We start from the raw sequence: 20,250 nt of genomic DNA on the forward strand, positions 1-20,250 counted from the left end.
CAGGATCCCTGCTCCATCTCGGTCATCGCCCGTCGTTCCATGAACTCACGTCCCCTGTTCGGGAACGATGACGATGTTCGCCTTGAACCCGGCGTTGCGAATGTAGCCCAGCAGTTTCATCATGTCTGTGTAGCAAACGTCCCTGTCGCCGCGCAGGAAAACGACGCTGTCGGCGTCCGACCGGGTTTCCCGGATCGCCTTGATTTTTGCCGCCAGGTCGGCGACCGGAATCAGGCTATCCCCCAAATACAGTTCCACGTTTGAATTGCAGCCTCCGCTGGTCCGCTTGACGGACAAGGTCAGCGGCGGCGCATTCGACGACAAGGATGTGCCGCCGCGCGCGACCGGCAAATCGATATCGATTGTCGTCGTCAGCAGCGGCGCGGCGACCATGAAGATGATCAGCAGCACCAGCATCACGTCCACCATCGGCGTGACGTTGATCTCCGCCATTACGGCTTTGCGGCGGCCGCGGCGGCCGCCGCCCGACGAGCCTGCCATGTTCATCGCCATGATCTGATGCTCACGATGCGCTCACAATATACCGTCCCTCACGCCCGCTCGTCGATCTGGCGCGACAGGATTGCCGAAAATTCGTCGGCGAAGCCTTCCAGCCGCTGCGCCTGCCGGTTCACCTCGGAGGTGAACTTATTGTAGAAAATAGTCGCCGGAATTGCGGCGATAAGGCCGATTGCGGTTGCAAATAGCGCTTCGGCGATGCCGGGAGCCACCACCGCCAGCGAGGTGTTCTTGGAGGCGGCGATCGACTGGAAGCTCGTCATGATGCCCCAGACCGTGCCGAACAAGCCGACGAACGGGCCGGCCGAACCGACCGTCGCCAGCACCAGGAGCCGGCGTTCCAGCCGCTCGATTTCCCGGGCGATGGAGACATTCATGACCTTTTCGATCCGCATCTGAAGTCCCGCGAACGATCGCGCCTGACTTTCGAACGACCGTTTCCATTCGCGCATCGCCGCCACGAAACACGCCGCCATCGATTGCGTCGGCTTGGCCGACAGCGCGCGATAAAGTTCCTCGATCGATTGCCCGGACCAGAACGCCTGCTCGAAACGGTCCATGGCGCGCTTGGTGCGTGCGTACAGGAACATCTTGTCGATCGCGATCGCCCATACCCAGACCGAACAGGTCAAAAGCCCGACCATGACGATTTGCACGACCAGACTGGCATGCCAGGCCAGTTCGATCAGCGAAACGCCGGAGCCGAGCGACGGCAAGGTTGACGGCACTACCTCAGGCATCAGCGGGTTCCTCTCAACGCGAGCGTCTCAAATGCTTCGGCAACGACCGAAGCCGCCGGTTCCGCAGCCGCGCGCCAGGCGCGGCGGCAACGCCCGCGCGAGAGCCTTGTTGTGTCGCATGAGGGGCCCGTCCAAAGCCGGGTCCTGCATCCCCTGCCAACGTGTCAAAACGAGGGCTGTCCGCGCGGCATTACGTCCCTAACCAGACGCTAATCATGGTTAACGCGAGGTTACCAAAGGGGAATTTTGGTCGCGGCAAAAGCGGGCAAATCAGCCGGCGGACCGCCCGCCACACATGAGGCCTAAAATGCAAAACCGCCCACCTGCGGAGCAGATGGGCGGTTGTGTCGCCATCAGGTTTTATGGGGGCATTACGCCTGAGGCTGACCGTCCGAGGGCGGCGTCGGGCGCGGGCGGTGCTGCGCCATGAACTGGTCGAACTCTTCCTTGTCCTTGGCGTGGCGCAGGCGGTCGAGGAAATCCCTGAACTCGGTCTGCTCTTCCTCGAGACGCCTCAAGGTTTCCTGGCGGTATTCGTCGAAGGCGCGATTGCCGCTCGAGGGCGGCCCGAACCCGCCGAACGGAAAGCCGCGGCGTTCCATGCGGCCCCGCATCCGCTCCATCTTGTTCTGCCAGCGATCCTGGTGACTCCAGCAACCCATGTTCGTGCTCCTGAGTGTGAAAAAGAGAAAGGCAAGGCCGACCGGCCACCAGAACAGGAAGCCGAGAATGGTCCCGATCACCATTCCGGGATGAATGCGCATACGCGGGCGATAGGCCTCGCTATCGGGGCCGCGCCATTGATTGACATCTGCGGTGTAGGCCATTTCCCTCTCCGTGACGGCATCACGCCGTTGTGAATGTAAATAACATTTACATACCTAACCCATCCCGGATTTTTGTCAAGCCGTGCGCCCGTGGCGCCCCCGAATTTATTTTGGGGCGCCCCAGGGGCCGGAGGGCTGACCCGACGGCTTTTGATCGGCGGAGGCTTTTTGATCGGCCGGCCTGCGGTCGGTTGGGAAACCGAGGCCGCGCAGATAGATCAGCACTTCGGCTTCCAGAAGATCCTCCGCCGACATCGGAAGCTTGCGGCGAGCCGCGTCGCCGCGCGCAAACAGCGACGCCACGCCGTGCGACATCGACCAGATATGGAGCGCCATCATCAACGCCGGCGGCCGGGCCACGCCGGGCGGCGCCAGCGCGGCGAGACGCTCCGCGGCGGCCCGGATGATGCCGAAAGTGCGCTCGCTGGCCGCCAGCAAGGCTGGATTGAGGTCGGCGGGAAGCCCCGATTCGAACATCGCCGAGTAGAACGCCGGCTCCTCGCGGGCGAAAGCGAGATAGGCCTTGCCGACGCGTTCAAACGCCGAAACGGTGTCCGGCCGTCCGTCATCCCAAGCCTTCGTCAGTATCGTCTCGAACTGTTCGAAGCCGCGCTGCGCGATGCTGGAGAGCAGTTCGTCGCGATCGCGAAAATGCCGGTAGGGTGCTGCCGGGCTGACGCCGGCCATCCGCGCGGCATCGGCAAAGGTGAATCCGGCCGCGCCTTTTTCCGCAATCAACCCGAGCGCCGCCTGCAGCAGCGCCTCTTTCAGATTGCCGTGATGGTAACCGCGCTCGGCGCGGCGTTGTTCCTTGCGCCAGCTCATGTGAAAGGCTTTTACATGAGCCGGACGCAAAGGTCACTAGCGCGGACATGGCTGGCGCGCGGCGTTCATGTGAATGAACGCCCTAAACAAGCCTTTAACCGGCCGGAATCGGCAGCACCGGCATGATCTCCACGGCTTCGCCGGGGAAGATCGCAAAGTGCGGATGGTTCTCGAACATCCTTGCCGCGGCCTGGTGCGATTCGGCGCGAACGACGGTAAAGGCGCCGATCTCGTTGCTGATGTCGGCAATGCCGCCCGACCCGACCCGTTTGGTCTTGCCGAGAGGTCCGCCCATCTCGACCAGCGCAGCCTGGTGCTTCTCCACCCAGGCCTTCCACGCGGCAATGCCCGCTTTCTCCTTGGCCTTTCGTTCGGTCTCGGGCAGCGCGTTCCAGGCGGCCATCTTCGCGCTGGTTTTGCTGCCGACGAAAACGGCAAGATAGGTATCGCTCATCATTGTCTCCCTTGGTTACGGTTCGATCAGTTCTTGCGGCCTTGCAGTTCGGCAAATCCGGCCGCCGCTTCCTGCACATCGGGCGGGAAATCCGACATTTCCTGCACCTGACGAATTTCGATGATTTCGTTGCTGGAAGCCGGGCAGCGCTTGGCCCAGGCGATCGCCTCCTCCCGCGACTTGACGTCGATCATCCAGTAGCCGCCCAGCACTTCCTTGGCCTCGGTGAACGGACCGTCGGCCACCACAGGCTTGCCGCCGGCAAACGAAACCCGTGCACCCGTCGATGGCGGGTGCAGCCCGTCGAGCGTGATCAATACGCCGGCCGCCTTCAGCGCCTCGTTGTATTTCATCATCGCGGCCACCGCCTCGGCAGGCGGCATGGTGCCGGGCGCGGCGGTCTCGTAGCCCTGAGGGATCATCAGCATCATGAATCGCATCGTCATTCTCCGTTTGACCTTCGTCCAGCGGGCCGGTCACCGAGCCAGCGCTCGGAAACAAGACGAGCGGGAACTTACGGCTCCGACATAACGAGCGGAATTATTTCGGGAACATCGCAAAATACGGCTCGGCCTCCCTGAGCACCCGCGCGAACGAGGGGCGCGCCTTCAGGCGTTCGAAATAGGCCGTCAGGTTTTTGTGGTTGTCGCCGAACGGCACCACCATGTTGCCGTAGAACAGCGCGGGTGCCGCGGCGCAATCGGCGAGCGTGAACGTGTCGCCCATCGCCCAGGTCCTGTTCGCCACTTCCCTGTCGATCATGCCGTAGCAAGACTCGATCCGCGCCCGGGCTTCTTCCACACCAAACGGATCGTTGTTTCCCGGCGGCCGCAGCCGGTCGCCGACCACCTTCTGCATCGGCAGATGCACGTAGAGATCGTAGAAGCGGTCGCGCAGGCGCGTCGGCCGCGCCAGTTCGGTATCCGCAGCAATGAACCTGGTGCGGCCCGGATAGTGGTTGTCGAGATATTCGATGATGATGCTCGATTCCGGGACGACGCGATCCCTGGCCTCGTCGCGCAGCACCGGAAACTTGCCGATCGGCCACAACTTCAACAGAGCCGCACGTTCGGCCTGGTTGCCGAGATCGACCATCACGGGGGTAAATGGTGTGTCGTTCTCATACAGCGCGATCAGCACCTTCCAGCAGAACGACGACAGTGGATGATAATAGAGCTTGAGCGACATCATGAAACTCCGGATTTGCTTTCGTCTTGCCCGCGCAGGCAGGCTTTCTGCCCTGCCAGCCCCTTATACCGAAACCCATCGCCGAACGGGTTCCGTTGCGCCCTCGGGGGTGGCTTCGAAAATCGGCGACGCCAGCACCGCATGAAGGTGCAGCGTGGCCTTGCCGGAATTGCGAAAGCCGTGCATGCGCCCTGCCGGCACGATCAGCGATTGGCCGGCCGATACGATGACGCGCTGGGCGTCGATCCACATCTCGGCTTCGCCCTGGCGCACCGTCAGCACCTCCTCGACCGGGTGCGTGTGGGTCGGCGCGCCGACGCCGGGCGCCACCCATTGTTCGAAAATGCATAGTTGCGTAGCCCCGTTGACGGCCGAAACCAGCATGCGGGTTTCGACGCCCAGCCGCCATGCTTCCGGCAGCATGTCTTCTGGGGTGATAATTTTCATGACATTCGGCCCTTTGCCTGAAGATATCGTCCCGCTAGGGAAGCAGACGCCGCGCGTCCATGCTAGGGACAACTCCGTACAACCCAATGATGGAACACCCATGACATCTTCGTCGAAAAAAGTCGCACTGGTAACCGGTGCGGCGCGCGGTATCGGGCTTTCGGTGGCGAAACGATTCCTTGCCGAGGGCTGGCGCGTGGCGCTGCTCGATATCGAGGGCGACTTGCTGCGCGGCGCGGTCGCGACGCTGGCGAACCCCGACGATACGCTTGCTTTGCAATGCGACGTCTCCGACGCCGGCGCGGTGACGGCCGCGATGGCCAAAGCCGGCGCCCGCTTCGGCCGGCTGGATGCGCTGGTCAACAACGCCGGGATCGCGGTGTTTGCGCCACTGCTGGAGACCTCCGACGACGACTGGGCCCGGGTACTGGCCGTCAATCTCACTGGGCCGTTTCTCTGCACCAAGGCGGCGGCGCCCCTGATGCGCGAACATGGCGGCGGCGCCGTCGTGAACATCACGTCGATCTCGGCGGTGCGCGCCTCGACATTGCGTTCGGCTTACGGCACCAGCAAGGCCGGGCTGGCGCATCTCACCAAGCAGCTTGCCGTCGAACTGGCGTCGCTCGGCATTCGCGTCAACGGCGTAGCACCCGGCCCGGTCGAGACCGCTATGGCGAAAGCCGTTCACACCCCGGAAATCCGCGCCGACTATCACGATGCGATCCCGCTCAATCGCTATGGTCTCGAGGAAGAACTGGCGGAGGCGGTATTCTTTTTATGCAGCGACCGCGCCAGCTACATCACCGGACAAATTCTAGCCGTGGATGGCGGCTTCGATGCTGCCGGAATAGGATTGCCGACATTGCGCGGCGAAAGAAGGAACGGATAGCGCTGCTTTCAGGCAACGGTCGGCATTTTTCGTTCGAATCCTTCGCGGGCGCAACATGACTTCCCGATTCAGGCGACTAGACTAAGCGGGCGCGGCGGTGGTCCGGCGCCATGCATAGCGTTGAGGCTTAACACCGGATCCGGGGAGCATCGCGTCATCAGCGGCGCCATCAAGAACGAGGCGGCCTGAGCGGTCTGCGGTCCGAAACCGAAACCGGGCACGAAAGCATGCCTCGCTGCGATGCCGGCTGACGGCGACGTGTCCCACGGAGTCTTGTCTCACGACCTGCCGCCGATTATTTCCTTCGGGGCATCGTGTCACAAGGAGCCGCTCATGCGCACGGCCGTCATGCCGGCAATCGTTCTCGCGGCGCTGCTGGGTGTGCTCGCGCAGCCGCCGGCGCGCGCCGAAGTCCGCATCCTCGCCAGTCCGGGCGGACAGGTCGGGCCGTTCCTCGACCTGTTCGAATACGTGCGCGATTCAGGCGAGCGCGTGGTGATCGACGGGCCGTGCCTGTCGGCCTGCACGCTGGTGCTGAGCGTGGTGCCCGGCAACCGGATCTGCGTAACGCGCCGCGCGGTATTGGGATTTCACGCGGCGCGGTCGATCGACCGGCGTGGCCGGATCTATGCCGAACCGGAAGCCTCGGAAGTGGTGCTGGAAGCCTACCCTTCCCGGGTGCGAAGCTGGATTCGCCGCCGCGGCGGATTGACCTCGCGCCTGTTGCTGTTGCGCGGGCGCGAGCTCGCGGCGATCTACCCTTCATGCCGGTGATGGATCAGCCTTCCATCGGGCAGTTGACCATCCAGGGAATGCCGAACTGATCGACGCACATGCCGAATCCCCTGGAGAAAAAGGTCTTGCCGAACGGCATGTTGACGCTGCCGCCTTCCGACAACGCCTTGAACTTGCGCTCGGCGTCCGTGGGGTCTTCGACCTGTAATGAAACCGAAAACCCCTGCGGCTGGTGAAAGTGGCCGGGAGGCGCGTCGGAGGCCATGATCACCTCGTCGTCGATCGAAATTTTGGCGTGCATGATCTTCTTGGTCCAACCGGGCGGAATCGGCATTCCTGCCGGTGCGCCCTCATGCGTCAGCATCGCGTCGATCTTGCCGCCGACCACCTTCTCGTAGAACTTGAACGCCGCTTCGCAATTGCCGTTGTAGAACAGATAGGGATTGATCTGCATCGCTTGCTCCTTGGTCGTTGATGCCTCGAATGTCCGGTTATTTCTCGGCGAGATTCTTCAGGTTGACGAGACCGGCTTCGAAATCCTTGCCGATCATATGGTCCAGGCTCATGAACACCTGCATCACCTTGGACATGAAGGACGCCGGCCCATGCATCAGCCAGGTGACATTGGTAGCTACGCCGGTAGCATCGCCCTGTGGCAGCATGGTGAACTCGGCGGTGTTGTGGCCCTCGAACGGTGTGAAAAAATCGAGCTTGATGACGATTTTTGACGGCATCGAAGCGTCGAGGATTTCCATGCGACCGGAGCCAACATTCTTGTTGCCCTCCCATCCATAGACCGCGCCCTTGCCGCTTGCGGCCCCGCTATAGCTGCGCTTCATCGCGGGATCCTTGTTCTCGTAAGGCGACCATGACTTCCATTGGTGGAAATCGCTGATCCAGGGAAAGATTTTTTCAGGCCCGGCCTTGACGCTGATGGAGCGCTGGACGCTGAACGAACCCGGTTTGGTCGCGGCGAGGACAAGAACGATCGCAACCGCGATCGCAAGCACGATGACGATGATGGCAATGATCTCAAGCATGGAAAGCTCCCTATCGGTAAGGTGTCGGCAGCGCCAATCAGCGCCGCGGGGTATCACGCACGCCAATTCCGTGCACGCAACCAGAGCCCGCCCCACACCATCAGTCCGAGATAAAATCCGGACAGGATGTGGCTAAATAACGGACTGTCGATCCGCAGATGCGATGCCACCGCACCGCAGAGATAACCCATCAGCAGCATCGCCCCAAGAATCGACGTAGGCGGAATCGTGTAGAGAGTGGTGCAGACGATGGTGATGACACCAAGGCTGCGCGCCAGATTCTCGCTTGAGCCGTAACCGATCCTGTCCATCGTTTCCGTGACCACCGGCCATGACACCAGCTTGGTGGCGCCATTGACCAGCATGAACAGAATGACAAGACCGCTGAGAACACGGCCCAGCCAGATTGCGGGTTTCGAGACCGGCGCGGTTCCGGCAATCGTCGACATGACCTTCTCCTTGAGCGCTGGATGATGCATGACCCAAGGACGAATGGCGCAGGCGCGATCCGACAGCAGACGAAATTATTTCTCCTGGATTTTCGCAGGCGCTGGCGTGCTGTCGCGCATCAGGCGATCGAGGTGCATCCGGATGTGGGCGGCCTCTGCCGAGGTGTTGGCGAGCGCAATGGCGCGGTCGAACGCCACCCGTGCTTCGTCATTGCGGCCAAGCTGCATAAGGAACGCGCCGCGCACGCCGAAGAAGTGAAAATAATTCGAAAGCCGCGGCGCGAGCGGTTCGATCATTTGCAGCGCCGCTTCCGGCCCGCGCACCTTCGACACCGCGACCGCGCGGTTGAGCGTGACCACCGGGGACGGCTGCATGATTTCCAGCGTGCCGTAGAGCAGATCGATCTGGGTCCAGTCGGTTTCTTCAGGCGTTGCGGCGCGGGCATGCAACGCGGCGATCGCGGCCTGAATCTGATAGGGACCGGTTCGCCGGTGCCGCATCGCCTTGTCGATCAGCGCCAGCCCCTCGGCGATCATCTTGTGGTTCCACAAGCTGCGATCCTGATCGTCGAGCAGCACCAATGCGCCCTCGGCGTCGAAGCGGGCCGCTGAGCGGGCATGCTGCAGCAACAACAGCGCCGTCAGCCCCATGATCTCGGGCTCGCTCTGGAACAGCCGCAGCAATAGCCGCGCCAGGCGGATCGCTTCCTCGCACAGCGGCGCGCGAATCTCGGCGGTGTCGCCGCCGGCGGAATAGCCCTCGTTGAAGATCAGGTAGACCATCGCGGCGACAGCCGAGAGCCGCTCGGTACGCTCGATCGCACCCGGCGTCTCGAACGGCATGTTGGCGTCCGCGACCCGCGCTTTCGCGCGGGTGATGCGCTGCTCCATCGCGGCTTCGGAGACCAGGAACGCGCGCGCGATCTGCTTCACGGTCAGGCCAGAAACGATGCGCAGCGCCAGCGCGATCTGCTGCGTCGCCGGCAGATCGGGATGGCAGCAGATGAACAGTAGCCGCAGGATGTCGTCGCGATACTGCGAACCGTCGAGCCGATCGGCCAGTTCCTCCTCGGCATCGTCGAGATCGGAGATCGCTTCGTCCGCGGGCAGCGGTTGCTGCTTGCGGCCGCGCCTGATGTCGTCGATCGCGACATTGCGCCCGACCATGATCAACCATGCCGCGGGATCGCGCGGCGGGCCGTTTTGCGGCCAGCTTTTCAATGCGCGCAAACAGGCACTCTGGAACGCCTCCTCGGCAGTGTCGAGATTGCGGAAATAGCGCAGGAGCGCACCGACCGCCTGGGGACGCGCCGAAGTCAGCGCGGCGTCGATCCAGGCGGTGTCGGTCACGCCGGGCTGCTCCCCGGATTCAACACTCCCACGGGGCGGATTTCATAGGCGCCGCCCGGATTGGCAGCACCCAGATCGCGCGCGACGTCGAGCGCCTCGTCGAGATTGTTGCAGTCGACGATGTAGAAACCGAGCAACTGTTCCTTGGTCTCGGCATAGGGACCGTCGATCACGACCGGCGGATCGTCCTTGCGCAGCGTGGTCGCCGATGTCGTCGGCAACAGCCGAGCCACCGGCCCGAGCCGGCCCTGCCTGGCGAGTTTGTCCTGCACCACGGCAAGCTTCTTCATCACAGCTTCGTCCTGCTCCTGGGTCCAGGAACCGACGAGGTCTTCATCATTGTAGCAAAGAATGGCGTAGAGCATGATGCGTTCCTGTTCTTTTCCAAGGACGCCTGAGTATGCCCGGAGCCGACAGGTGCGCGAAAGAAATTTTGCGGGAACTTTCGTCCCCGTTTGGTTCGCAAGTTTCAGGAGGTCGTGGCGATGCGGGCCTGCGCGTCTCACCGCCACGACGAAATATTCGTGCTTTACCAGGAGATGCCGTACCGCGCGGCAATCTTTCGCGCCCGCGCCTCATCGCTGTCATAGTTCCTGACGTGGGCTTTTGGGGCAGGCTTGACAGCCTTGGGCTCGGAAACTTCCGGTTGGGTAGTTTCGGTTTTGGCGACTTCCGGTTTGGCGGCTCCCGGTTGGGCGATTTCCGGTTTGGAGGCTTCCGGCTTGACCTCGGCCTTCGCCGCTTGCGGCTTGACTGATTCGATCTTCTCGACCGACGCCGGCTCATCGTTGGAAGCGACGGTCAGACCCCTGGTCTGCTCGGCTTGAGCCGATGCGGATGCCAGCAGAAGAGCGGTTATCAGGACGAATTTGCGCATGTCAGTCTCCCGTTGTTTGATGACGGCAACCTAACCCGGTGCTGGACCCCGTTATGTGACTGGCATCACTCAGCCAATGTATTCTCGAAAACCGCAGATTCGGCGGCTCAAGGCAAAATCCGATGAACAAAGGCGCGCTCGCTTTGCTGGTGCACGGCGGGACCGAAAACTGGTCTCCGCAGCGATGGAAGGACCGGTTCGACCAGGTGTGCAGCGACCGCCGGGTTTTGCTGCTGCCCGATGCGGCGTTCGATCCGGCCGAGATCCACTACGCCGCGGTCTGGAAACCGGCCCAGGGCGAGCTTGCCGCATTTCCCAATCTGCGCGTCATTTTCAACCTCGGCGCGGGTGTCGATGCGTTGATGGCCGATTCGACCTTGCCCAAAGTGCCGCTGGTTCGCGTCGCGGTCGACGATCTCACCGTTCGCATGACGGAATATGTCGTCCTGCACGTGCTGATGCATCATCGGCAGGAACTCTATCTGCGAGCCAGCCAGCGCGAGAAGCGCTGGGCGCCGAAGTTTCAACGGCCGGCGAGCGCGATTTCGGTCGGCGTCATGGGGCTCGGCACACTCGGATCGAATGCGGCACAGGTTCTCGGCCGACTAGGCTTTCGGGTGTCGGGCTGGAGCAGGAGCGCAAGGCAGATCGACGGCATCGAATGCTTTCACGGCAACGCGCAACTCGAACCGTTTCTGCGACGAACCGATATCCTGGTCTGCCTGCTGCCGCTGACGCCGGATACCCGGCACATTCTGAACCGGGAATTGTTTGCAAAGCTCCACCGAAACAGTCCGCTTGGCGCGCCGGTCCTGGTCAATGCCGGGCGCGGCGGGTTGCAAAACGAAGCCGACATCCTGGCATGCCTGGATGACGGCACGCTCGGCGCCGCATCGCTGGATGTCTATGAGACGGAGCCGCTTCCCGCGGACAGTCCGTTCTGGGCGCATCCAAAGGTCGTCCTGACGCCGCACAACGCCGCCGATACCGATCCCGACGAAATTTCGAAATATGTGGCCCGGCAAATCGAACGCTTTGAAGCCGGAGGGACGCTGGAGAACGTTGTCGACCCCGCGCGGGGATATTAGCTTCCGGCGTCGAGCGCTAACCGCGCAGCATCACATCGATGGCGCCCTTCACGATTCTTTCCAGCTCCTTGCGCGGCACTTGAGCCCGCGCACGGATTGCAATGGTGTGGATGGTGGCTGACGCCAACTGACCGAGAATTTGCGGATCGGCTGACGCAGGCAGTTCGCCCTTCTCCTTCGCCATCCGGAAGCAGGCCGCGAACGCCTTGTCGAGCTCGGAAAATCCTTCCAGCACCATGGCGCGGATCTCGGGATCGGACACCGCCTCGGAGGCCGCCGTCATTACCGTGAAGCAGCCACGCGGACCGGCGTCGCCCGACAGATAAATATCAAGCGCCACGGCGTAGATGCGCTCGAGCCGTTTGCGGATCGGCAGTTCGTCCCTGAAAATGTCGATCATCGCCGCGCGCGCGTCGGCGCGGTAACGCGCATAACTCTTCAGGTAGAGTTCGCGCTTGTCGCCGAACGCACCATAGAGACTCGGCCGGTTCATGCCGGTGGCGGCGCTGAGATCGTCGAGCGAGGTCGCCGCGAAACCATCCTTGCGAAACAGATCGAGCGCCTTGCCGAGCGCGACCTCGGGCTGATAGGCGCGCGGACGGCCGCGGCGCTTCGGCGCAACCGCGTCGAGCTTCGCGGACGGGTTTTTAACTTTTCGTACCATTTCGCAAGAACTCCTTTGACGCGAATTATATTATGCGAAATAGTATAAAAATCAACCCCGGTCCGCAAGACCGGACCAAACCCGCCAAGAAGGCTTCCGTGGACCTTTATTTCTCCCCTCTCGCCTGCTCGATGGCGACCCGCATCGCGCTTTACGAAGCCGGTGCCGACGCCAACTATTTCGAAGTCGATCCGAGGACCAAGATCGTGCAGAACGACGGCTCGAATTTTCTCGAGGTTAACCCGCTTGGGCTGGTGCCGACGCTGCGCACCGATGGCGGGCTGGTTCTGACCGAGAATGCCGCGATCCTGCAATACGTGGCGGATCGCTTTCCCACCGCCGGCATCGCATCCGGCCCCGGTATCGAACGCAGCCGGCTGCATCAGTGGCTGTGTTTCATCGGCACCGAGCTGCACAAGGGCCTGTTCGTACCGCTGCTCGACAAGAAGGCGCCATCCGAGATGAAGACCTACGTTCTCGGCAAGGGCCTGTCGCGGCTCGATTACCTCGAAAATTATCTCAAGGGTCGCGAATTCCTGCTCGACCACTTTAGCGTCGCTGACGCTTATCTTGTCACGGTGATCAACTGGACCATGGCGACGCCACCGATCGAGCTAGCGAAATGGCCCGCCGTGAAAGCGTATTACGAACGGTTGCGCGCGCGGCCCAGCGTCGCCAGGGCGGTCGCCGAGGAGTTCAAGCTGTACCAGGCCGAACTCGCGCGCCACAAGGCGGCGGCGTAGGCGTCATCTTTCCAACTGGTCGTTCCCGCCAACGCGGGAACGGCGCCTGTCCTAAACCTTGTCGGCCTTCATCAGCACCCGCAGCGCCTTTGGGATCGGCTGCGCCCGTCCTTCGCTGATGAAGGCGACGCGCACCTGCGCCTTGACCAGCACGTCCGCGCCGCGCCGGACTTCCTGCGCCAGCGTTATCGAAGCGCCTTTCACGGCGACCGGCCACGTCACCACGTCGAGCATATCGTCCATGCGCGCGGGCTTGAGAAAATCGATCTGCATCGAGCGCACCACGAAAGCGAAGCCCGGGGTTTCCGCCTGTGCTTCCGTAAACAGCGCGTGTTGCTCGGCGCCCATCAGCCGCAGGTGATTGGTACGTCCCCGCTCCATGAAGCGCAGATAGTTGGCGTGATAGACGATGCCGGAAAAGTCCGTGTCCTCGTAATAGACGCGGATCTGCATGTGATGCCGGTCATCGCGCATCGTGCCGTCGAGATGGGCGGTCGTCGGCGGGCCTGCGTCGATCACTGCTCGTCCTCGACCCCGCTTCCGAACAGACCGAACTGCGCCGGATCGCGCGCGGGCTCGGCGAGGCCGAGATGCCGGAACGCATGCGAGGTCAACAGCCGCCCGCGCGGGGTGCGCTGCAGGTAGCCGCATTGAATCAGGAACGGCTCGATGATGTCCTCGATGGCGTCGCGCGGCTCCGAAAGCGCCGCGGCCATGGTCTCGACGCCGACGGGGCCACCGCCATAGTTCATCGCGATGGTCGACAGATAGCGCCGGTCCATGGCGTCGAGCCCGGCGGCATCGACTTCCAGCGCACTGAGCGCGTTGTCGGCGATGGCGCGGTCGATCGAGGCGGCATCCGCCGCCGAGGCAAAATCGCGGACCCGCCGCAACAGCCGTCCGGCGATGCGCGGCGTGCCGCGGGCGCGGCGCGCGATCTCGTTGGCGCCGTCCGGCGTCATGCCGACCTTAAGCACGCGGGCGCCGCGGGTGACGATCTTCTCCAGTTCTTCCTCGGTATAGAAATTCAGCCGCACCGGAATCCCGAAGCGGTCGCGCAGCGGATTGGTCAACAGTCCGGCGCGGGTGGTGGCGCCGACCAACGTGAATTTTGCCAGTTCAATCTTGACCGAACGCGCCGCCGGTCCCTCGCCGATGATCAGGTCGAGCTGAAAGTCCTCCATCGCCGGATACAGCACCTCCTCGACCGCGGAGCTGAGGCGATGGATTTCGTCGATGAACAGCACGTCGCGCTCTTCAAGGTTGGTCAGCAGTGCGGCGAGATCGCCGGCCTTGGCGATCACCGGTCCGGAGGTGGCGCGAAAGCCGACGCCGAGTTCGCGCGCCACGATCTGCGCCAGCGTGGTCTTGCCCAGCCCGGGTGGGCCGACGAACAGCACATGGTCCAGCGCCTCGCCGCGCTTGCGCGCCGCCTCGATGAAGACGGCAAGGTTGGCGCGCGCCTGGGCCTGGCCGACAAATTCCGACAGCAGTTGCGGGCGCAACGCGGTATCGCCGGAATCGTCGGCGCGGCGTTCAGGCGTGACGATACGGGAGGGCGTGTTCACTTCGCCAACTCCTTCAGCCCCAGCCTGATCAGCTGTGCGGTCTCGGCATTCTCGCCGGCAATGCGTGAGGCGCCGGCGATGGCGGCGGCTGCTTGCGGCGGACCGTAACCGAGATTGACCAGCGCCGAGATCGCATCGGTGACCGGGCGCGGCGCCCGGTCGTTGTCAATCGCGCCGGACAGATGCACCAGCGCCGGATCGACGTTGGCGAAGGCCGGCGCCTTGTCCTTCAATTCGGTGACGATGCGCTCGGCGACTTTCGGTCCGACGCCCGGCGTGCGCGTCACCGCGGCCTTGTCACGCAGCGCAATTGCATTGGCAAGATCGGACGGCGGCAGGGTAGAGAGCACCGCCAACGCGACCTTGGCGCCGACGCCCTGCACGGTCTGCAGCAACCGAAACCATTCGCGCTCGATATCGCTGCGAAAGCCGAACAGTTTGATCTGGTCCTCGCGCACGTAGGTCTCGATCGACAGCACGGCGGCCTCGCCGGGCGACGGCAACGCCTGCAGCGTCCGCGCCGAGCAATGCACCTGATAGCCGACGCCGCCGACATCGAGGATCACATAATCCTCGCCGTAGCTGTCGATCAGGCCCTTCAATTTGCCGATCATGCCCCGACCACCCTCAGCTTCAGCGCCGCGCTCTGGCGGTGATGCGCATGCGTGATGGCGATCGCCAGCGCGTCGGCGGCGTCGGGGGATTTCGGTTCCGCCTTCGGCAGCAAGATCTTCAGCATCATCAGGATCTGGTTCTTGTCGGCGTGGCCGGCGCCGACCACGGCCTTCTTCACCTGGTTCGGAGCGTATTCCGCGACCGCTATCCCGAACATCGCCGGGGCCAGCATCGCAACCCCACGGGCCTGCCCGAGCTTCAGCGTGGCGACGCCGTCCTTGTTGACAAAAGTCTGCTCGACCGCGGCCTCCATGGGCTGCAAATCGCCGAGCACGGCAGCGAGGCCCTCATGAATCGCCAAAAGCCGGCTCGCGAGCGGCAGCCCTTCCGGCGGTTCCACCGATCCGCAGCCGACGAATATCAGCCGGTTGCCGTCGATCTCGATCACGCCCCAACCGGTGCGGCGCAGGCCGGGGTCGATGCCAAGGATGCGGACGGGCTGGCGAATCGGCTGGGACGTCATGGGGTAGTGATAACGCCGGAGCGGGCTCCAGCCTAGCGCACCCGGTCGTCATACCCCGCGAAAGCATGGGCGCAATCAGCCGCCCATCTTGGCGACCAGTGCGTCCGAGACCTCGAAATTGGCGTAGACGTTCTGCACGTCGTCGTGCTCGTTCAACAGATCGATCAGCTTCAAGAGCTTCTCGCCGGTCTCATCGTCCACCGGCACGGTATTCTGCGGTTTCCAGGTCAGTTGCGCTTTGCGGGCTTCGCCGAATTTGGCTTCCAGCGCTTTGGCCACCTCGCGGAAGGTTTCCGGCGAGGCGTAGATCTCGTGGCCGTTCTCGCTGGAGGAGACGTCGTCGGCGCCGGCCTCGATCGCCGCATCCAGCATTGTATCGTCGGAAGCGACCTTGGCGTCGTATTCGATGATGCCGGTACGGTCGAACATGAACGCGACCGAGCCGGTTTCGCCGAGATTGCCGCCCGACTTGGTGAAGTAGGACCTGATGTCGGACGCCGCGCGGTTACGATTGTCGGTCAGCGCCTCGACGATCACAGCGACGCCGCCCGGACCGTAACCCTCGTAGCGAATCTCGTCGTAATTTTCGCCCTCGGAGCCGATCGCCTTCTTCACCGCGCGCTCGATTGAGTCCTTCGACATGTTTTCCTGGCGGGCGGAGATGATCGCGGCGCGCAGCCGCGCATTCATGCAGGGATCGGGCTGGCCCATCTTGGCGGCGACGGTGATTTCCCGCGCCAATTTGCTGAACAGTTTCGACTTCTGGGCGTCCTGCCGGCCCTTGCGGTGCATGATGTTCTTGAACTGGGAATGTCCGGCCATGCGGTGTCTTTCGGGATTCGTCCGGGTGGTTTGGTTGAGGGCGCGGCCTTATAGGCGCTAAACCCCATGAAATCAAAGATATGCCAGCATTTTTGGTATGCCGGTAGTGGCCGCTGCACGGTCATGAGGCAATCGTTAACCATGACTTCATGCCCGAATGCGAGGATGCGGGCCTGATTTTCATGTTTTTCCGAGAGAGCCCCATGGCGTTCGGTTTGTTTCGAAAACGTCTGCCGGTACCGGCTGTGCCGGTCGACGAGCCGGAGGCGGCAAAGCCGATCATCGCGGCCGAACCATCCGGCGTTCCGGACCGGGATTCTTCCAGCGAAATCCTCGAACTGCTCGAACTCGAGCTGGGCGCCATGATCCGGCAGCTCGAGCGCGCGGCCAATTCGGTGGCCGGCGGCGCCGAGGCGACCGCTGTAACGCTCACCACCATCCGCCAGCGCACCGATGCCCTGACCGAGCGCACCAGTGCCGCGCAATCGACCGCGACCACCTTCTCGCAGGCCGCGGACAAGTTCACCCATTCGGCCGAGGGTATCGGCTCGCAGGTGCGCGACGCCAGCAGGCTCGCCGATCAGGCCGCCGCCGCCGCCCACGAAGCCAGCCTGAATGTCGACCGCTTGCGGGAGTCTTCCGCCGCCATCGGCAATGTCGTCAATCTGATCGCGCAGATCGCCAAGCAGACCACGCTGCTGGCGCTCAACTCTACCATCGAGGCGGCGCGGGCGGGCGCGGCCGGACGCGGCTTTGCGGTGGTCGCCTCCGAGGTCAAGGCGCTGGCGGTGCAGACCCAGCACGCCACCGAGGAGATCAAGAAAAAGATCGAAGCGCTGCAGAGGGATGCCGCCGGCTCGGTCGATGCGGTGCACCGGATCTCGCAGGCGATCGAGGCGATCCGCCCGGTATTCGAAAACGTCAATGGTGCGGTGGCCGAGCAGAACGAAACCACCAGCGACATGTCCGACAACGCCGCCTCCACCTCGCATTTCATCGTCTCGGTCGGCGACAGCGCCGCTGAAATCGACAGCGCGACCAAGGAAGCCGAGGTTCACGGCGAAAGCGTCGCCCGGGCCGGCAAGGCCGTCACCATGTTCGCGCAGAAACTCAAGGCCCGCTGCGCCGTGTTGCTGCGCCAGGGCGAGCGCGAGGACCGCCGCAAGGGCGAACGGCTGCCCTGCAATCTCAAAATCGAAATCCAGACCGCGCACGGCCTGGTCGCCGCCCCGGTCTACGAGATCGCCATGGAAGGCGTGCTGGTCTGCGGTCCGGATGCCGAACGGCTGCCCCTGAACCAGACCCTCAACGCCACGCTGGAGAGCGTCGGCGCCTGCAGGATCCGCCTCACCGGGCGTTCGACCGCGGGCACGCAGGCGCTGTTCGACAGTCCCAATGCCGAGCTTGCCGAAAGGATCGAGGACAAGCTGTGGTCGATCCACGACGAGAACACGGAATTCGTCACCCGCGCCATGGAGGCCGGTACCGCGCTGACCAAGATCTTCGAGGACGCCATCGCCTCCGGCGCCATCACCGCCGACGACATGTTCGACACCGACTATATCGAGATATCCGGCACCAACCCGCTGCAGCACCGCACCCGGATACTCGGCTGGGCCGACCGCGCGCTGCCGCCGTTTCAGGAAGCCTTCCTCGCCAGGGACCCGCGCATGGTGTTCTGCGCCATGATCGACCGCAACGGCTACCTGCCGGTGCACAACAAGATCTATTCGCACCCGCAGCGCCCCGGCGACGTGGTCTGGAACACGGCCAACAGCCGCAACCGCCGCATCTTCAACGACGCCGCGGGATTGGCGGCCGGCCGCAACCTGCGCTCCTATCTGATCCAGAGCTACGCCCGCGACATGGGCAACGGCAAGACCATCATGATGCGCGAGATCGACGTGCCGATCCGCGTCAATGGCCGGCACTGGGGCGGCTTCCGCACCGCCTACAAGCTTTGATCCAGCGCAACCACCGCATCCGAAGGCTACGCACCCTTTGTCAAATTCATCCCCCCACGTCGAACGCCTGATCGATCAGCTTGCCAACCGGATCGGCGGCCTCGGCGTCGAGCTTGCGGATGTCGCCGGCAACCTGCAGGAAGTCGCCGGCCGCGTGTCCAGCCAATCCGACCGGTTCGGGCATCTGCAAAAGACCGCCGAGACGATGGTGTCGGCCAATCACAATATCGCCAGCGCGTCGCAGGCGGTACAAACAGCGACATCGGCGGCGGTCGGTGAAATCACCCAGTCGCGCACCGTGGTGGAGACGGCGGTCCGGCACATTGCCGAATTGATCGCGGCCGTCGGCCGCATCGAGCTTCGGCTCGGTTCGGTCGGAACGGCGCTCGCCCAGGTCGCCAAGGTCTCCGGCTCGATCGAGGCGATCGCCAAGCAAACCAACCTGCTGGCGCTGAACGCCACCATCGAGGCCGCCCGCGCCGGCGCCGCGGGCAAAGGCTTTGCCGTCGTCGCCAGCGAAGTGAAGAGCCTCGCCGAAGCCACCCGCCAGGCGACGCAACTGATCGGCGATACCGTTCGCGACCTCGACGGCCAGGTCGGCAATCTGATCGGCGAGAGCGGCGACGCCTCGCTGCGGGCAAAGAGCGCCGGCGACGGCGCCCAGCAGATACAGGGCATTATCGTTCGGGTGCAGGACGGCTTCACCGCGGTCGGCCGCGAGATCGACGGCGTCGCCAGGGCCGCCACCTCCAATCTCGCCCAATGCGACATCGTGATCGACGAGCTCGGCAACCTCGCCACGGGCGTCGACCTGTCGTCGACCGACTTGAAATGCGCCGACGACAGGGTCGCCAAACTGCTCGACCTCTCGGAAACACTAATTGAGCTGATCGCCGATAGCGGGGTGGAAACGGCGGACGCACCGTTGATCCGCGTCGTGATCGATACCGCAAAACAGATCTCGGAGGCTTTCGAGGCCGCCATTGCCCGCGGCGGAATTCGTCTGGAGCAGTTGATGGACGAGAACTACCGCGAAATCGCGGGCACCAACCCCAAGCAATACCTCACCGACTATGTCGAGTTCACCGACCGCATCCTGCCGGCGATCCAGGATCCGATCCAGAACAGCGATCCGCGCATCGTATTTTGCGTGGCATGGGCCAGGGGCGGCTACCTGCCGACGCATAATCCGAACTATCGCCTGCCGCAGGGACCTGATCCGGTCTGGAACAACGCCAATTGCCGCAACCGGCGGCTGTTCAACGATCGCGCGGTGAAAAAGGTGGCGGCGAACACCCGGCCGTTCCTGCTGCAGACCTACCGGCGCGACATGGGCGGCGGCAATTTCGTGCTGATGAAGGACCTGTCGTCGCCGATCCACATTCGCGGCCGCCACTGGGGCGCCTTCCGCATGGGCTTCCGGCAGTCCTGAATTCGCTTCTCTGGAATACTGGACCACCCGCTTTCGCGGATGATGACGGCTCGAATAGATTTTCAAACAGCCGAATCGTCTTTGCAAGCCGGCGCACAATGTTTCAGCGATGACAGTGCGCTCCCTCTCCCCTTGTGGGAGAGGGTTGGGGTGAGGGGTCCAGGTCTATCGATAGTCTGTAACCCCTCACCCGGATCGCATCTGTCGATGCGATCCGACCTCTCCCACAAGGGGAGAGGTGGCACCGAGCACTTTGCTTCGCTCTTCGTAATTTCAAACAACCCAACAACGTCATTGCGAGCGAAGCGAAGCAATCCACACTTACCTTGCTGCTCGATGGATTGCTTCGCTTCGCTCGCAATGACAGAAGAATATGAGTCCGCGATCTCGCGGCGCGATGCGTCCGAGTTTTGCTGAAAAATTCCTTACCCTCCGATCAGAGGGCGCAGGGAATGCCGGGCGCCCAATGCGCCCGCAGCCTGGCAGGGCAG

Annotated in this window: 26 protein-coding genes; 6 read left to right on the top strand and 20 right to left on the bottom strand. The window is 63.2% G+C overall.

Going from position 1 to position 20,250, the window contains the following annotated elements:
• Positions 1-45: 45 nt before the first annotated feature.
• The 8 genes from E7813_RS24505 to E7813_RS24540 all read right to left on the bottom strand — a co-directional run bounded on the left by E7813_RS24505 (position 46) and on the right by E7813_RS24540 (position 5,000).
• Entirely contained in the window at positions 46-513 is a 468-nt protein-coding gene (locus E7813_RS24505) for a biopolymer transporter ExbD (RefSeq protein WP_291577871.1), read from the bottom strand.
• 38 nt (positions 514-551) lie between these two features.
• Positions 552-1,259 (bottom strand): protein TolQ, encoded by a 708-nt coding sequence (gene tolQ / locus E7813_RS24510; protein ID WP_291577872.1) that lies wholly within the window; start codon positions 1,257-1,259, stop codon positions 552-554.
• A gap of 371 nt (positions 1,260-1,630) precedes the next feature.
• A complete protein-coding gene (locus E7813_RS24515) occupies positions 1,631-2,086 on the bottom strand; it encodes a DUF2852 domain-containing protein (RefSeq protein WP_291577873.1) in 456 nt (151 codons plus the stop codon).
• 105 nt (positions 2,087-2,191) lie between these two features.
• On the bottom strand, positions 2,192-2,911 hold the full coding sequence (locus E7813_RS24520; protein ID WP_291577874.1) for a TetR/AcrR family transcriptional regulator: 720 nt from the start codon (positions 2,909-2,911) through the stop codon (positions 2,192-2,194).
• Positions 2,912-3,005: 94 nt separating this feature from the next.
• Complete coding sequence (locus E7813_RS24525) at positions 3,006-3,368, bottom strand: hypothetical protein (protein WP_291577875.1); 363 nt, start codon at positions 3,366-3,368, stop codon at positions 3,006-3,008.
• Positions 3,369-3,391: 23 nt separating this feature from the next.
• The gene (locus E7813_RS24530) at positions 3,392-3,805 is read right to left on the bottom strand and encodes a YciI family protein (protein ID WP_291577896.1); all 414 of its coding nucleotides are present in this window, start codon (positions 3,803-3,805) and stop codon (positions 3,392-3,394) included.
• A gap of 100 nt (positions 3,806-3,905) precedes the next feature.
• Positions 3,906-4,553 carry a glutathione S-transferase family protein gene (locus E7813_RS24535; protein ID WP_291577876.1) on the bottom strand — a complete coding sequence of 216 codons (648 nt, stop codon included), beginning with the start codon at positions 4,551-4,553 and terminating at the stop codon, positions 3,906-3,908.
• Between the two features lie 63 nt (positions 4,554-4,616).
• A complete protein-coding gene (locus E7813_RS24540; protein ID WP_291577877.1) occupies positions 4,617-5,000 on the bottom strand; it encodes a cupin domain-containing protein in 384 nt (127 codons plus the stop codon).
• A gap of 100 nt (positions 5,001-5,100) precedes the next feature.
• Here E7813_RS24540 and E7813_RS24545 point away from each other — a divergent pair, with 100 nt between their 5' ends.
• Positions 5,101-5,889, top strand: coding sequence for an SDR family oxidoreductase (locus E7813_RS24545; RefSeq protein WP_291577878.1), 789 nt, complete (start codon positions 5,101-5,103; stop codon positions 5,887-5,889).
• A gap of 333 nt (positions 5,890-6,222) precedes the next feature.
• Entirely contained in the window at positions 6,223-6,663 is a 441-nt protein-coding gene (locus tag E7813_RS24550) for a hypothetical protein (protein ID WP_291577879.1), read from the top strand.
• A 4-nt stretch (positions 6,664-6,667) separates the two neighbouring features.
• On the opposite strand, the gene E7813_RS24555 is transcribed toward E7813_RS24550, so the two are convergent.
• The 6 genes from E7813_RS24555 to E7813_RS24580 all read right to left on the bottom strand — a co-directional run bounded on the left by E7813_RS24555 (position 6,668) and on the right by E7813_RS24580 (position 10,340).
• The gene (locus tag E7813_RS24555; RefSeq protein ID WP_291577880.1) at positions 6,668-7,078 is read right to left on the bottom strand and encodes a VOC family protein; all 411 of its coding nucleotides are present in this window, start codon (positions 7,076-7,078) and stop codon (positions 6,668-6,670) included.
• 37 nt (positions 7,079-7,115) lie between these two features.
• Entirely contained in the window at positions 7,116-7,664 is a 549-nt protein-coding gene (locus tag E7813_RS24560) for an SRPBCC family protein (protein ID WP_291577881.1), read from the bottom strand.
• A 53-nt stretch (positions 7,665-7,717) separates the two neighbouring features.
• Positions 7,718-8,113, bottom strand: coding sequence for a DoxX family protein (locus E7813_RS24565; RefSeq protein ID WP_291577882.1), 396 nt, complete (start codon positions 8,111-8,113; stop codon positions 7,718-7,720).
• A gap of 75 nt (positions 8,114-8,188) precedes the next feature.
• Positions 8,189-9,463, bottom strand: a complete 1,275-nt coding sequence (locus E7813_RS24570) for an RNA polymerase sigma factor (protein ID WP_291577883.1) — start codon at positions 9,461-9,463, stop codon at positions 8,189-8,191.
• The gene (locus E7813_RS24575; RefSeq protein ID WP_291577884.1) at positions 9,460-9,828 is read right to left on the bottom strand and encodes a YciI family protein; all 369 of its coding nucleotides are present in this window, start codon (positions 9,826-9,828) and stop codon (positions 9,460-9,462) included. The genes E7813_RS24570 and E7813_RS24575 overlap by 4 nt, the downstream gene beginning before the upstream one ends.
• 164 nt (positions 9,829-9,992) lie before the next feature.
• Positions 9,993-10,340 carry a hypothetical protein gene (locus tag E7813_RS24580; protein WP_291577885.1) on the bottom strand — a complete coding sequence of 116 codons (348 nt, stop codon included), beginning with the start codon at positions 10,338-10,340 and terminating at the stop codon, positions 9,993-9,995.
• Positions 10,341-10,462: 122 nt separating this feature from the next.
• Here E7813_RS24580 and E7813_RS24585 point away from each other — a divergent pair, with 122 nt between their 5' ends.
• Positions 10,463-11,428, top strand: a complete 966-nt coding sequence (locus E7813_RS24585; RefSeq protein WP_291577886.1) for a glyoxylate/hydroxypyruvate reductase A — start codon at positions 10,463-10,465, stop codon at positions 11,426-11,428.
• Positions 11,429-11,444: 16 nt separating this feature from the next.
• Here the strand turns inward: E7813_RS24585 and E7813_RS24590 are convergent, their stop codons facing one another.
• Positions 11,445-12,092, bottom strand: a complete 648-nt coding sequence (locus E7813_RS24590; RefSeq protein WP_291577887.1) for a TetR/AcrR family transcriptional regulator — start codon at positions 12,090-12,092, stop codon at positions 11,445-11,447.
• Between the two features lie 98 nt (positions 12,093-12,190).
• Between E7813_RS24590 and E7813_RS24595 the strand changes: the two genes are divergently transcribed.
• The gene (locus tag E7813_RS24595) at positions 12,191-12,835 is read left to right on the top strand and encodes a glutathione binding-like protein (RefSeq protein WP_291577888.1); all 645 of its coding nucleotides are present in this window, start codon (positions 12,191-12,193) and stop codon (positions 12,833-12,835) included.
• 51 nt (positions 12,836-12,886) lie between these two features.
• Here the strand turns inward: E7813_RS24595 and ybgC are convergent, their stop codons facing one another.
• From ybgC to E7813_RS24620, 5 genes are all read right to left on the bottom strand, one after another.
• Entirely contained in the window at positions 12,887-13,309 is a 423-nt protein-coding gene (gene ybgC, locus E7813_RS24600; protein ID WP_291577897.1) for a tol-pal system-associated acyl-CoA thioesterase, read from the bottom strand.
• 41 nt (positions 13,310-13,350) lie between these two features.
• Entirely contained in the window at positions 13,351-14,403 is a 1,053-nt protein-coding gene (gene ruvB / locus E7813_RS24605; RefSeq protein WP_291577889.1) for a Holliday junction branch migration DNA helicase RuvB, read from the bottom strand.
• The gene (gene ruvA / locus E7813_RS24610) at positions 14,400-15,017 is read right to left on the bottom strand and encodes a Holliday junction branch migration protein RuvA (protein WP_291577890.1); all 618 of its coding nucleotides are present in this window, start codon (positions 15,015-15,017) and stop codon (positions 14,400-14,402) included. The genes ruvB and ruvA overlap by 4 nt, the downstream gene beginning before the upstream one ends.
• Positions 15,014-15,541: a crossover junction endodeoxyribonuclease RuvC gene (gene ruvC / locus E7813_RS24615; RefSeq protein WP_291577891.1), complete on the bottom strand. Its 528-nt coding sequence runs from the start codon at positions 15,539-15,541 to the stop codon at positions 15,014-15,016. The genes ruvA and ruvC overlap by 4 nt, the downstream gene beginning before the upstream one ends.
• Before the next feature lie 75 nt (positions 15,542-15,616).
• Entirely contained in the window at positions 15,617-16,363 is a 747-nt protein-coding gene (locus tag E7813_RS24620; RefSeq protein WP_291577892.1) for a YebC/PmpR family DNA-binding transcriptional regulator, read from the bottom strand.
• A gap of 203 nt (positions 16,364-16,566) precedes the next feature.
• On the opposite strand from E7813_RS24620, the gene E7813_RS24625 reads away from it, so the two are divergent.
• Together E7813_RS24625 and E7813_RS24630 are read left to right on the top strand one after the other, a co-directional pair.
• Entirely contained in the window at positions 16,567-18,327 is a 1,761-nt protein-coding gene (locus E7813_RS24625) for a methyl-accepting chemotaxis protein (RefSeq protein ID WP_291577893.1), read from the top strand.
• Between the two features lie 37 nt (positions 18,328-18,364).
• The gene (locus E7813_RS24630) at positions 18,365-19,759 is read left to right on the top strand and encodes a methyl-accepting chemotaxis protein (protein WP_291577894.1); all 1,395 of its coding nucleotides are present in this window, start codon (positions 18,365-18,367) and stop codon (positions 19,757-19,759) included.
• Positions 19,760-20,250 lie beyond the last annotated feature (491 nt).

Origin of the sequence: Bradyrhizobium sp. (genome assembly GCF_004799405.1) — a bacterium.
Classification (GTDB): Bacteria; Pseudomonadota; Alphaproteobacteria; order Rhizobiales; family Xanthobacteraceae; genus Bradyrhizobium.